Source organism: Thioalkalivibrio sp. XN279 (assembly GCF_011089885.1).
GTDB lineage: Bacteria > Pseudomonadota > Gammaproteobacteria > Steroidobacterales > XN24 > XN24.
Map to the genome: position 1 here is coordinate 126883 of NZ_JAANBD010000029.1, position 12721 is coordinate 139603.

Annotated in this window: 9 protein-coding genes; 3 read left to right on the forward strand and 6 right to left on the reverse strand. The window is 69.7% G+C overall.

Features of this window, described 5'->3' with window-relative positions:
- Position 1: 1 nt before the first annotated feature.
- From nqrE to G8346_RS13455, 5 genes are read right to left on the reverse strand one after another with little or no spacing between them, the layout of a single operon-like run.
- Positions 2 to 610, reverse strand: a complete 609-nt coding sequence (gene nqrE / locus G8346_RS13435; protein WP_166052169.1) for an NADH:ubiquinone reductase (Na(+)-transporting) subunit E — start codon at positions 608 to 610, stop codon at positions 2 to 4.
- Entirely contained in the window at positions 610 to 1269 is a 660-nt protein-coding gene (locus G8346_RS13440; protein ID WP_166052171.1) for an NADH:ubiquinone reductase (Na(+)-transporting) subunit D, read from the reverse strand. Before G8346_RS13440 ends, nqrE begins: the two co-directional genes overlap by 1 nt.
- A complete protein-coding gene (locus G8346_RS13445) occupies positions 1266 to 2093 on the reverse strand; it encodes a Na(+)-translocating NADH-quinone reductase subunit C (protein WP_166052173.1) in 828 nt (275 codons plus the stop codon). Before G8346_RS13445 ends, G8346_RS13440 begins: the two co-directional genes overlap by 4 nt.
- A complete protein-coding gene (locus G8346_RS13450) occupies positions 2086 to 3300 on the reverse strand; it encodes an NADH:ubiquinone reductase (Na(+)-transporting) subunit B (RefSeq protein ID WP_166052175.1) in 1215 nt (404 codons plus the stop codon). The genes G8346_RS13445 and G8346_RS13450 overlap by 8 nt, the downstream gene beginning before the upstream one ends.
- On the reverse strand, positions 3300 to 4655 hold the full coding sequence (locus G8346_RS13455; RefSeq protein WP_166052177.1) for a Na(+)-translocating NADH-quinone reductase subunit A: 1356 nt from the start codon (positions 4653 to 4655) through the stop codon (positions 3300 to 3302). The genes G8346_RS13450 and G8346_RS13455 overlap by 1 nt, the downstream gene beginning before the upstream one ends.
- A 184-nt stretch (positions 4656 to 4839) precedes the next feature.
- On the opposite strand from G8346_RS13455, the gene G8346_RS13460 reads away from it, so the two are divergent.
- The 3 genes from G8346_RS13460 (at position 4840) to G8346_RS13470 (ending at position 10620) form a co-directional block, all read left to right on the forward strand.
- Positions 4840 to 6234, forward strand: coding sequence for a DUF4397 domain-containing protein (locus G8346_RS13460; protein ID WP_166052180.1), 1395 nt, complete (start codon positions 4840 to 4842; stop codon positions 6232 to 6234).
- A gap of 26 nt (positions 6235 to 6260) precedes the next feature.
- Positions 6261 to 8309 carry a S9 family peptidase gene (locus G8346_RS13465; RefSeq protein WP_166052182.1) on the forward strand — a complete coding sequence of 683 codons (2049 nt, stop codon included), beginning with the start codon at positions 6261 to 6263 and terminating at the stop codon, positions 8307 to 8309.
- An 88-nt stretch (positions 8310 to 8397) separates the two neighbouring features.
- A complete protein-coding gene (locus tag G8346_RS13470; protein WP_166052184.1) occupies positions 8398 to 10620 on the forward strand; it encodes a patatin-like phospholipase family protein in 2223 nt (740 codons plus the stop codon).
- 24 nt (positions 10621 to 10644) lie between these two features.
- Here G8346_RS13470 and G8346_RS13475 read toward each other — a convergent pair whose 3' ends face one another.
- Positions 10645 to 12630, reverse strand: coding sequence for a TRAFs-binding domain-containing protein (locus G8346_RS13475; RefSeq protein WP_166052186.1), 1986 nt, complete (start codon positions 12628 to 12630; stop codon positions 10645 to 10647).
- Between the last annotated feature and the right edge of the window lie 91 nt (positions 12631 to 12721).

A 12721-nucleotide genomic window follows, 5' to 3' on the forward strand; every position in this document is an offset into this window, starting at 1 on the left:
CCTACAGCTGGATCCCGGAGAAGGCCATGAACGCCATGGCCATCAGCCCGGTGGTGATGAAAGTGATGCCGAGGCCCTGCAGGCCTGCGGGCACGTCGCTGTACTTGAGCTTCTCGCGGATGCCCGCCAGGGCGATGATGGCGAGTGCCCAGCCCACGCCGCTGCCGAGGCCGTAGGTCACGCTCTGGGCGAGGTTGTAGTTGCGCTCCACCATGAACAGGCTGCCGCCGAGAATGGCGCAGTTCACGGTGATCAGCGGCAGGAAAATCCCCAGCGCCGAATACAGGGCCGGGAAGAAACGGTCCAGCGTCATCTCGAGGATCTGCACCATGGCAGCGATGACGCCGATGTAGGTGATCAGGCCGAGGAAGGACAGGTCCACGTCCGGCAGGCCGGCCCAGTCCAGCGCGCCGGGACGCAACATGAACTGGTAGATGACGGCGTTCGCCGGCACCGTGATCGCCTGCACCACCACCACGGCAAGGCCGAGGCCGATGGCGGTCTCCACCTTCTTCGACACCGCGAGGAAGGTGCACATGCCGAGGAAGAAGGCGAGCGCGAGGTTCTCGATGAAGACCGCGCGCAGGAACAGGCCGAGCAAGCCTTCCATCACACGACCTCCGTCCGGTGCACGACGTGGATCTGGTACTCGGGCTTCTCGACCTGCGCCGGCTTCCAGGCGCGGATGGCCCAGATCATCAGGCCGATGATGAAGAAGGCCGAGGGCGCCAGCAGCATCAGGCCGTTGGGCACGTACCAGCCGCCCTCGCTGACCAGCGGCAGGATCTCGATGCCGAACAGCTTGCCGGAGCCGAACAGCTCGCGCATGAAGGCCACCACCAGCAGCACCAGCGCATAGCCCACGCCGTGGCCGATGCCGTCGAGCACGCTCGGCATCACCGGGTTACTGGAGGCGTAGGCCTCGGCGCGGCCGAGCACGATGCAGTTGGTGATGATCAGGCCGACGAACACCGACAGCTGGCGGCTGATGTCGTAGGCGAAGGCCTTGAGGAACTGGTCCACCAGGATCACCAGCGAGGCGATGATGGTCATCTGGATGATGATGCGGATGTTGCCGGGCATGTGATTGCGGATGGAACTGATCGCCGCGCTGGACGCCGCGAGCACGAAAGTCAGCGCCAGGCCCATGATCAGCGCCGGGATCATCTGCGTCGTCACCGCCAGCGCCGAGCAGACCCCCAGCACCTGCAGGGTGATCGGGTTCCGGTCGATGACCGGTTCGATGAGGATTTTGCCGGTGCCGCTCATATGCCCTCCTCCCGCAGCCGCGTGAGGAAGGGCCCGAAGCCCTGCTCACCCAGCCAGTACTGCACCATGTTGCTGACGCCGTCAGCCGTCAGCGTCGCGCCCGAAAGCCCGTCCACGGACCACTCCGCCCACTCGGAACCCGGATCGACGGTGCCGTGCACCACCTGCAGGCGCACCTCGCCCTCCGGGCCGAACACCCTGCGGCCCTCCCACCGGGCGAGCCAGCGGGGATTCTCGATCTCGCCGCCGAGTCCGGGCGTCTCGGCGTGCTGGTAAAACGTCAGGCCGCGCACCGTCCGGCCGTCGCCCGACAGCGCGAGGAAGCCGTACATGGTCGACCACAGTCCGTAGCCGTGGACCGGCAGGATCACCATGTCGAGCGCGCCGGCATCGTCCCGTACCAGGTACACGGGAGCGTAACGCGCACGACGCGAGATGCCGGCGATGTCCTCCCACGGCGGGATTGCCACGCCCAGCTCCGGGTCACGGGCCGCCACCTGCTGGTCGAAGGCCTGCGGGTCCAGCGCATCGCTGAACTCACCCGTCTCCAGCTCCACCAGCCGCGTCTCGACGCCCTCGAACAGCGCCTCCACCGAGCGGCCCGGCTCCATCAGGCCTGCCACCTCGAGGATGCGTGCCTTGCGCGCCAGCTCCACGTTGCGCTCCTGCATCGGCTTGAGCAGCACCGCCGCCGACGACACCAGCACCGAGCACACCAGCGACAGCACGATGGTGACCAGCAGCATCTTGGCGACGCTGTCGTTCGGCAGCGCCAGCAAGCGGCCGAACAGGCCGGTGGGCGCCTTTGCGTTCGACTCAGACATACTTGCGCATCCTCCGTCGCACGTTGGCCTGCACCACGAAGTAGTCGATCAGCGGCGCGAACACGTTGGCCAGCAGGATGGCCAGCATGATGCCCTCGGGGAACGCCGGGTTGATGACCCGGATCAGCGCCGTCAGGACCCCGATCAGCGCGCCGTAGACCAGCTTGCCGGTGGCGGTCATCGAGGCGCTCACGGGATCCGTGGCCATGAACACCAGGCCGAAGGCGAAACCGCCGGCGACCAGGTGCCAGGTGACCGGCAGGTGCATGTAGGGGTTGCTGTCCGGCCCGGCCAGGCCGTTGAACAGCCACACGGTGCCGAGCAGGCCGAGCAGCACGCCCAGCATGATGCGCCACGACGCCACCCGCGTATAAAGCAGGAACGCCGCGCCGATCAGGCAGGCGAAGGTCGACTCGGCGCCGATGGTGCCGGGCAGGAAGCCCATGAACACGTCGTGCAGGGTGTAGCCGGCAGCCTCGATCGCCTCCACGCCCCCCTGCGGCGCCAGGGCCAGCGGCGTCGCGCCGCTGAAGCCGTCCACCGCCACCCAGACGTCGTTGCCGGAGTTCTGCGCTGGGTAGGCGAAATAGAGGAAGGCCCGGCCCGTCAGGGCGGGGTTGAGGAAGTTCTTGCCGGTGCCGCCGAACACTTCCTTGCCGATGACCACGGCGAAGCTGATCCCGAGCGCCACCTGCCACAGCGGGATGGTCGGCGGCAGGATCAGGGTGTAGAGCATCGAGGTGACGAGGAAGCCCTCGTTGACCTCGTGGTTGCGCGCGATGGCGAACACCACCTCCCAGAAACCGCCGGCGGCGAGGGTGACGATGTAGACCGGCAGGAAATACAGGAAGCCGTGCCAGAAGCACGCGAGGACGCTGGTCGGGTCGTAGCCGATGCCCAGCGCCGCCAGCACGCTGCCGCGCCAGCCTTCGGCCGCGGTCACGCCCATCTCGGCCATGGCGAGGTTGGCCTGCAGGCCGATGTTGTACATGCCGAACAGGGCGCAGGGCAGCACGGCGATGACCACGTAGGTCATGACACGCTTCAGGTCGATGGCGTCGCGCACGTGCGGTGCGCTGCGCGTCACGTCTTTCGGCGTGTACATGAAGGTGTCGATCATCTCGTACAGCGCGCCGAGCTTGGCGAAGCGCCCGCCGGGACTGAACATGGGCTCGATGCGGTCGAGGAACTTGCGCAACCCGGCCATCAGCCTTCCCTCTCGATCTGTTCCAGGCGCTCGCGCAGCACCGGGCCGTAGTCGTACTTGCCCGGGCACACGAAGGTGCACAGGGCCAGGTCCTCCTCGTCCAGCTCCAGCGCGCCGAGGCGCTGCGCCTCGTCGGTGTCGCCGACCACCAGCGCCCGCAGCAACTGCGTCGGCAGGATGTCCAGCGGCATCACGCGCTCATAGGAACCGATCGGCACCATGGCGCGCGGGCTGCCGTTCTGCGAGGTGGTCAGCGAGAAGCGCCGGCTGGCGGGGCTGAGCGCCGAAAAGAAGGCCCGTGTCACGGAGAACTTCTCGCCGCCCGGGCGCAGCCAGCCGATGAACTCGCGCTGGCGCCCTTCGGCCAGCACCGTCACCTGCTGGTGGTATCGACCGAGGAACGCGCCCCAGCCGGCGGCGCGATAACCCGACCAGACCGGGCCGGAGAGCACCCGGCACTCGATCGTGTCCTCCAGCTCCCCGGTGATCAGCGGCTCGATATGGGCGCCGAGGCGGGTGCGCAACAGGCGGGGCTGCTTCACCGGCGGCCCGCCCAGCGCCACCACGCGCGTCGGGTCGAGGCGCCCGGTGGTGAAGAGCCGCCCGATGGCGATGACGTCCTGGTAGCCCAGGTGCCAGACCACGCGCTCGGCGTTGACGGGGTAGAGGAAATGAATGTGGGTGCCGACCAGGCCGGCGGGGTGCGGCCCGGAGAACTCGGCCACCTCGAGATTGGCGAGGTCCTGCGGGGCCGGGACTGCGGCGCCCGCCGCCTTGCACAGGAACAGCTTGCCCGTGGTCAGGCGCGACAACACCGCGAGGCCGTTGGCGAAATCCTGCGGTGCGTCGGCGATCACCACCGCCGGGTCCGCGGCGAGGGGATTCGTGTCCATGGCGTTCACGAACACCGCGTGCGGCGTGGTCTCGGGGTCGGGAATCTTGCTCCACGGACGGGTGCGCAGCGCGCACCAGAGGCCGGAGCGCGTGAGGTTGTGGACCACCTGCTCCCGCTCGAGCCCCGGCAGGGCATTCGCGGACCAGGAGTCGAACACCTCCTCCTCGGTGCCCTCGAGGCGAATCACGACCGCCTGCAGCACGCGCCGGGCGCCCCGGCGTACCGTGGTGACGACCCCGGCCCCCGGCGCCGTGATGTTCACGGCCGGGTGGCGCTTGTCCGTGAACAGCGGCTGGCCGAGCTTTACGCGGTCGCCTTCCTGCACCTGCATGGTCGGCTTGAGGTCGATGTAGTCGCGTCCGAGCACCGCCACCGAGCCCGTCGGCCGGGCCGGCTCTATGCGCTGCTGCGGCTCGCCTTTGAGGGGGAGATCAACGCCGCGGCGAATCCTTATATGCATTCCCTGGTCTGCCTGGAGTGCGCGCGGAGCCGCAGTCAGCGGGGCATCCGCCGTGAGGAGTTATTGTCCGCCGCCAAGTATACGCGAAGGCGGCCGTCGCGGACCGACGTGCGGGCCGCAGCGGTTACAATACCGGCCTGGCGCACCCCCGGGGCTGCGCGACCAACGGATTGCCGGAGTAAGTATGCGCAAAATCCTCGCCGGGCTCGTCGCCGCCACACTGCTCGCCACCCTGCCCGCCTGCGGCGGGGGGGACGGGCCGGACTACACCTGGCTGCGGGCCTTCCACGCCGTGCCGGACGCGCCCAACATGCGCGTCACCTTCGACGACTTCGTCTTTCGCGAAAACATTTCCTTCGGCACCACGACGTTGGAGCGCATCCAGTCGCTGCTCAAGGAGAACGGCGATTCGGCGCGCTTCACGGCGGAGTTTTTCGCCGCCAACGGCGCCGTAGGCGGTGAGCTGGCCTCGCTCGACGTGCCGATTGCCCAGGACTCGACCTCGACCGTCGTCCTCGGCGGACGTTTTGACGACGTGCAGCCGGTGGTCGTGGTGACCCCGCGCCGCCCGCGGCCCCTCAGCAGCCTGTATTTCCAGTTCGTGCATGCGTCGACCGCGGTCGACGCAGTCGATGTCTACGTGACCCGGCCGGAGGTCGAACTGAGCGCGACCGCGCCGCTGGCTTCGGTAGACCCGCTGGGCTACTCGCCCTCCATCGAGGTGCCGTTCGGCGCCACCCGGATCCGGCTCACCGTCGCCGGCACGCTGGACGTGATCTACGATTCGGGCGAGCGCCAGTTCGACCAGAGCACGCTGGACAGCGGGCCGGGTGTCGAGTGGCTGTTCGCGGTGACCGAAAGCGTAGTCGCCGGACCCTCCCCGGTATTCCTGCTCGGGGATTCCGGGCGCGGCTCGGTGTCGCTGCTGGATGTCGGCACGCCGGCCACGGCGCGGGCGATCCATGCCATCCCCGCACTCGGCGCGGTCGACCTGGAAGCACTGACGGAGCCGCCCGAGACGCTGCTGCAGGGGCTGGAGTTCGCGCAGCGCTCGGCACAGCTCGCGGTGCCGGCCGGCCAGTACACCCTGGCCTTCCGCGCGCCGGAGGCACCGGAAGAGCCGCTGGCCTCGCTCGAGGTAGCGACGGCCCGCGGACAGGAGTTTCTCGCCGTCCTGATCGCCGGGCAAACGGCAGAGACGATCCTGTTTACGTCGACGCTCGCCCGCAGCGTCGCCTCCGAGGCCCGGGTCCGTTTCGTGCACCTGGCGCCGGAGGGCGACCTGGTCTCCGTTTACCTCGCCAGCAGCGCGGACGAGGCCCTGTCTTCGGCAAACCGGTTCCTGTTCAACCGGCCGCCGGGCTCGTTCATCGGCCACCTGGCGATCAACCCCGGGACCTATTTCCTGAGCATGACCACGCGTCCCGTTTCCGACCCGACCGATGCCACCGACCCGGTCCTGCTCGGCCCGGTGGAACTCGAACTGGTCGGCGGCGACGTCCTCACGCTGGCGCTGTTCGCACCGGAGGTCGAAGGCGAGCCGGAAACGCTGCAGGTCCTCGACGACACACTTCCCTAGGACGAAGACTCAGGGTGCTGACACCGATGTTTCCCGCCAAGACGCGCCTTCTCCTGCTGGCGAGCCTGTGCGCCGGCTTCCTGCTGCAGCCCGCCCCGGCAGCCGCCGCCGGCCTCGAGCTGCGCCAGCTGCACGAACTGCGCCAGGTGGGCGAAGTGGCTATGAGCCCTGATGGCGCCCTGACGGCCTACACGGTCGGCGTGCCGCGCCAGCTCTTCGTCGAGGAAGACGGTCCCGCCTGGAGCGAGCTGCACATCATCGACGCGCGGGGACCGGGCCGCGGTTACGTGGTCGGCCAGGTGAACGTGTCCGCGCTGGCCTGGACCCCGGACGGCGCCACCGTCACCTTCCTGGCCAAGCGCGGCGAAGACGAGACGCGCCGCCTGTACGGCATCGACACCGCCGGCGGCGAAGCGCGGCAGCTGCTGGCGCATGCCACGGACATCAAGGGTTACAGCCTCTCCCCGGACGGCACGCGGGTCGCTTTCATCGCCCGCGCAGAGGAGACCGAAGCGCTCGAGGAGGCGCGCAAGCACGGCTTCAGCCAGCGCGTGTACGAGGAGGACGTGCGGCCTTACCTGCTCTACATCGCGCCACTGGACGGCGCCGGCGAGACCCGCGTGCTCGAACTCGAGGGCTCGGCGCAGGAAGTGCGCTGGAGCCCCGCGGGGGACCGCCTGGCCGTGAAGCTGAGCCCGCGTGAGCTGATCGACGATGTGCTGATGCGCACGCGGGTGTTCTTCGTCGCCGCGGACACCGGTGCAGTACTCGGCGCGGTCGATACGCCCGGCAAGGTGGGGCGCATGGCCTGGGCGCCGGACGGCCGCCATCTCGGCCTGGTCATGGCGGCCGATCTCAACGATCCGCGCGAGGGACGGCTGGCCGTGGTCGGCCGCGACGGCGGGACGCCGCGCGACCTCCTGCCCGGGCTCGAGGGACACGTCTGGCATCTCGGCTGGCGTGGCGCGGACCGGCTGCTCTACATCAGCTATGAAGGCGTCGAGGCGCGCCTGGGCGAAATCGGCATCGACGGCCGCGGCGACCGCACCCTGGCCGCAGACGGCCCGATCTGGGACGCCCTGAGCGTCTCGGCCGACGGCAGGACCGTGGCCCTCGGCGCACATGCCCCGGCGCACCCCCGCGAGGTCTTCCACATGGCCGGACGCCGTGCGCCGCAGCGCCTCACGGTGTCCAATCCCTGGCTGGAAGACGTGCCGCTGGCGCGCCAGGAAGTGGTGCGCTACCGGGCCCGTGACGGGCTCGAGCTGGAAGGCCTGCTCATTCACCCGCTGGAGCGCGCGGAAGGCGCGCGCGTGCCCCTCATCCTGGCGGTGCACGGCGGGCCGGAAGCGCATTACAGCAACGGCTGGCTGAGCTCTTATGCCCAGCCCGGACAGGCGGCCGCCGCCCGCGGCTATGCCGTGTTCTATCCCAACTACCGCGCCAGCACCGGCCGCGGCGTGGCCTTCTCCAAGCTCAACCACGGCCGCCCGGCCGCGGCGGAGTTCGACGACCTGGTCGACGGCGTGGACCACCTGGTCGCCATCGGCCTGGTCGACGCCGACCGTGTCGGCATCACGGGCGGCTCCTACGGCGGCTATGCCTCGGCCTGGGGTGCCACGCGCTACAGCGAGCGCTTTGCCGCTGCGGTGATGTTCGTCGGCATCAGCGACAAGATCAGCATGCTCGGCACCAGCGACATCCCCACCGAGCTTTACCACGTGCACTACCAGACCTGGCCGTGGGAAAACTGGGCGCTGTACCGGGAAGCGAGCCCGATTTTCCATGCCGCCAACAGCCGCACGCCGACGCTGATCCTGCACGGCGAGGCGGACCCGCGCGTGGACCGCAGCCAGAGCATGATCCTGTATCGCTACCTCAAGCTGCTGGGCCAGGCGCCGGTGCGCCTGGTGCTGTATCCCGGCGAGGGGCACGGAAACCAGCGCGCGGCCAGCCGCTGGGATTACACGCTGCGCCTGGTGCGCTGGATGGACCACTACCTCCAGGGCGACGGCGGCGCGCCGCCGGCCTACCCGGTCGATGCACGCGCAGCCTGGGAAGCCGGGGGAGACTGAACTCCTGGACGCACGACGCCCTCGCAAGCATCATCCGGGACCGACCCGGGGTGCCCCTGCACCGCCGCTGGTCCTGGTTGGCGCGCTGTTGCTGCTGGCTGCTCCCCTGCATGCTGCGGAGCCGGGCCAGGCTGCCGCACCAGGCCAGGCCGCTGAGCGCCCGCGCATCGGGCTCGTGCTCGGCGGCGGTGGCGCGCGCGGCGGCGCACACGTCGGCATCTTGAAGGTGCTGGACGAGCTGCGGGTCCCGGTGGACTGTGTTGCCGGCACCAGCATGGGCGCACTGGTCGGTGCCACGTTCGCCAGCGGCATGCCGGCGGACGAGCTGGAGCGACGGCTGGGCGCGATCGACTGGGCGGCCACCATCGGGACCTCTGTCTGGCGCAACCTGGAGCCGATGCAGCGCAAGCTTTCCGGCGTCACTTACAGCAACAGCATCGAGTTCAGCGCCTGGGGCGGCGAGCTGCACGGCGACGCCGGCTTCATCCCGGCCCAACAAGTCGAGGCGGAGCTGCGGCTGCTCATCAGTGGGGCCCGCAATATCACCGACTTTGACCACCTGCCGCTGCCGTTCCGTGCCGTGGCAACGGACCTGAGGTCGAGCAGCATGGTCGTGCTCGGGGCGGGCGACCTCGGCGAGGCCATGCGCGCCAGCATGGCGGTCCCCGGCCTGTTCTCACCCGTGGTGCGGGGAGACCAGGTGCTCACCGACGGCGGCATGGTGCGCAACCTGCCGGTGGACGTGGCGCGCGAGCTGTGCGCGGACGTGGTCATCGCCGTGGCTCTGGCCATCCCGCCACCCGGCGCGGACGAACTCAGCTCGTTGTTCACCGCCGCCGGGCGCTCCATCGACGTCGTGATCGAAGCCAACGAAAAAGCCCAGCTGGCCACGCTGGAAAGCGACGACATCGCCATCGTCGTCCCGGTGGGCGACATTCGCGCCGGAGATTTCGCCCGGGTGATGGAAACCATCCCGCTGGGAGAAGCCGCGGCGCGCGCGGTCGCCGCGGACCTGCAGCGTTACGCAGTCCCCGAAGACGATTACCAGCGCTGGCGCGCAGCGGTGACGCGCCGCGCGAGCCCGCCAGTACACATTGCGACCATCGAGTTCCGCCCCTTGCGCCATGCCTCCGCGGAGTACCTGGCCACCCGCCTGGAAACCCGGATCGGGGACGAGGTGACGCGGGCCGAGCTCGAAGCCGACATGAGCCGCGTGTTCGCCAGCGGTGATTTCGAGCGCGTGGACTATCGCCTCGTGCCGTATCACGACGATGGATACCGCCTGGTGATCGATGCCCAGGAGAAGCGCGGCGAGACAGACTTTATCCGCTTCGACCTCGGGCTCGCCGGCTCAGCGGGCGGAGACGTCCTGTTTGCATTGCGCGCGGATCATCGTCGCGAGTGGGTCAATGCGCGCGGCGGCCAGTGGAGCAATGCGCTGCAACTCGGCCAGATCTCTGCCCTGGGCACCGCCTTTTACCAGCCGCTGGACGTGGCGCAGAAGTACTACGTGGAACCGTCGCTCGGCGTGCGCCGCTCCCTGGAGGATTTTTTTCTCGACGGCGACCGCATCGCCAGCTACCGGCTGCTGGAAACAGGTGCAGGCGTGGACGTCGGCGTCAATGTCGGCAACCATTTACGCCTGTTCTCGGGCGTGCGCATGGGCATCGCCGACTTCAATCTCGACACGGGCGCCGTGTCACTGCTGGATGAAGAGCGCTCACGTGACAACAGCCTGGTTGTCGGCGGCCTGTACGACACGCGCGACTCCGCTTACCTGCCGACCCGCGGCAGCTACGGCCAGTTCGAGTACCGCAACTCCAACCGCTGGCTGGGCGGCGAGGAGTCATACACCCAGCTCGAGGCCGTTGTCGGCCGTGCCCTGCCATGGCGCAAGCAGGTACTGCTGCTCGTGGCCGGGGCCGGCCACACGCTGAGCGGAGACCTGCCACGCTATCGCGACTTCCGCATCGGCGGCGCCCGCAGCTTCCCCGCCGTGCAGCGTGGCGAACTGCGCAGCGAGGGTTACTGGTCCGGCTCGGCCACCTGGATGCTGCGCCTGGCCGACATCCAGGCGCTGTTCGGCCAGGTCTTTTACGGCGGATTCGGCCTGCAAGCCCTGCGCCTCCTCGATCCCACCGACGGTGGCCCGGACGAGACGATCCTGGGCGCGTCCTTCACGCTCGGTGCGCGCACGCCGGTGGGCCCGTTGATGCTCACGCTCGGCGTGGCGGACAACGACAGTGTCGAGCTGCACCTGGCGCTGGGGCGGCCCATCGCCGAAGGCTCGCTGCTGGACCGGCTGCAGTAGGCCGCGGGCCCTGCCCGCCGCAGTTCAGCCGCCGCCGCGGGCGGCGTCCCGGCGCAGCACGTAAGCGGGGAAGGTGCCGTAGCGCTTCGCCCACTCCAGCTGCTTGACGTATTCGCAACGAAAACCTTCGGCGCCCTCGACCGCCGCCAGCGCGGCGAACGCCTCGCTGGCATAGACCTGGCCGGGCGGCGTCTTCGGCTCCAGCCGCGCCGCACGGCTGACGTGCGTGCCGCAGCATTTCGGCAGGCCCGTGATCGGGTCGGTGGTCAGGTGCACCGGCCCGGCGTGCAACGCCAGGCGCATCGCCAGCGGGCGGGAGAAGCCGAGGGCCTGCCAGTAGGTTTCCTGCACGGCGTCGAGCAGTCGCAATGCAAACAGGCCCGCCACCTGCACGCTGTCGAAGGCGAGGAACAGGCCGTCGCCCCAGGTCTCGCGCACGGGGATCGAGCCGGCATCCGCGGCGACGAGCCTGGCGACCATACCGAGACACGACTCGACGAACAGCGGCACCTCGGCGTCGTCGAGCCGGCTGAACCCCACTGCATCCGCAAACAGCAGCGACATCACCCGGTCGGTCTTCGGCCGGTCCGGCGCCTCGGCCGGGGGTGCCGCCAGCGCCGGGATGCGACGCGCCTCCAGCACGCCTTGCACGCCCGTGCCGGCAGCATCAAGCTGCACACAGTCCACCGCCAGCCCATGGCGCTGCCACTGGCGCACCGCGCCGGCCGTGCCACCCGGGCCGTCGCCGCCGCGCCCGTCCCAGGCGACCAGCGCCATCACCTCCGTCTCCAGCTCGCGCGCGCGCAACAGGCCCAGGCCGTGCACCAGCTGGTTGGCGTAATCGTAGGCGACGCCACCGTGCAGCGGGCGGCTGCTGGAAGCGTAGACCACCCGCGCGTGGCCCAGCTGTCGCTCGAAGCGCGGGCGCCAGCCTTCGACGCCGGGCAGATCGAGGCTGTCCTCGACGAAGCGCTCGGCATGGTACGGCAGCACGACGTGGGCCTCCCCGCCGAGCGACTCCAGCGCCTCGAGAAACAGCAGGTCTGTGCCGCACGCCGCCGACGACACCCCGACCAGGCCGTTGTGGGCTTCAAGCCAGCCGCGGATCGCGGCATACACTGCGCGCTCCAGCCGCGGCGGGAAATGCCGCTCCGGCCGGTCGGGCCGGTCGGGCCGATCGAGCATGTGACCGGAGAACAGGACCACTCGCGGCAAGGGCAGCCACTGCTCTACCAGCTGCGGGTCGCCCCCCAGGTGTGCGAGCAGCAGGCGCGCATGGCGGCGCGTCGAGCTCAGGTCACCGAATCGGTGCCGGCCGCAAGTCGCCGCCTCCCGGTACCAGCGCTCGGCCGCCACCAGGTCGTGGCGGGCCAGGGCGGCTTCCCCCAGGGTAGCCAGCACCCAGTAGCGCTCCGGGTGCGCGTCCTCCAGTCGCTCCAGTGCGTCCAGGCACTCGCGCGTGACCTCCAGCGCCACCGCCGCGGCACGCGCTGCATCCCCCTGCACTGTCGCGAGCGTCGCCACGTTGATGCCGGCCCAGTGGCCGTGGCCGTGCTCATAGGCCTGGCCGTACAGGCGCAGCGCGGCCTCGAGGTGCTTGCGGCGCGGTCCGCCGTGCGCCGCAAGGCCGAGGTCCTTGTGGGTGCGCGCGAGGATGCCGAGCGTCTCGTCCTCGAGGTGGCCCTGCTCTCGCAGCCCTTCCAGCACGCGGTTGGCCGCCTCCGTGCTGCCGCTGCGCGCCAGGGCCAGGCCCTGCACCTGGCGCAGGACGACATCCGCCGGCGCCGCCTCGAGTCCTTCTGCGGCGACCTCGAGGGCGAGAAGCGGGGCGCCCAAGTCGACGAAGGCCCGCGCGAGCAGGGCGTAAGCGTCCCACATGCCGGTCCAGCCCAGCGCCGGGTCCGCGCGCTCCCGCCACAACACCAGCAGGCCTGCAAGGTCATGCTGCAGCGCCTGGATCCTGTTGCGTAGGGCTTTTTGCGCTTCGATGATCGTTTCCTCTCGCAGCATTTCGCGCGGCGCCGCGGGTGCCGTCCTCGTGCCCGAGCCATGCTGCACCACGTTGGCCCGGCCATTCTAGCCCGATGACCACGACGCGACG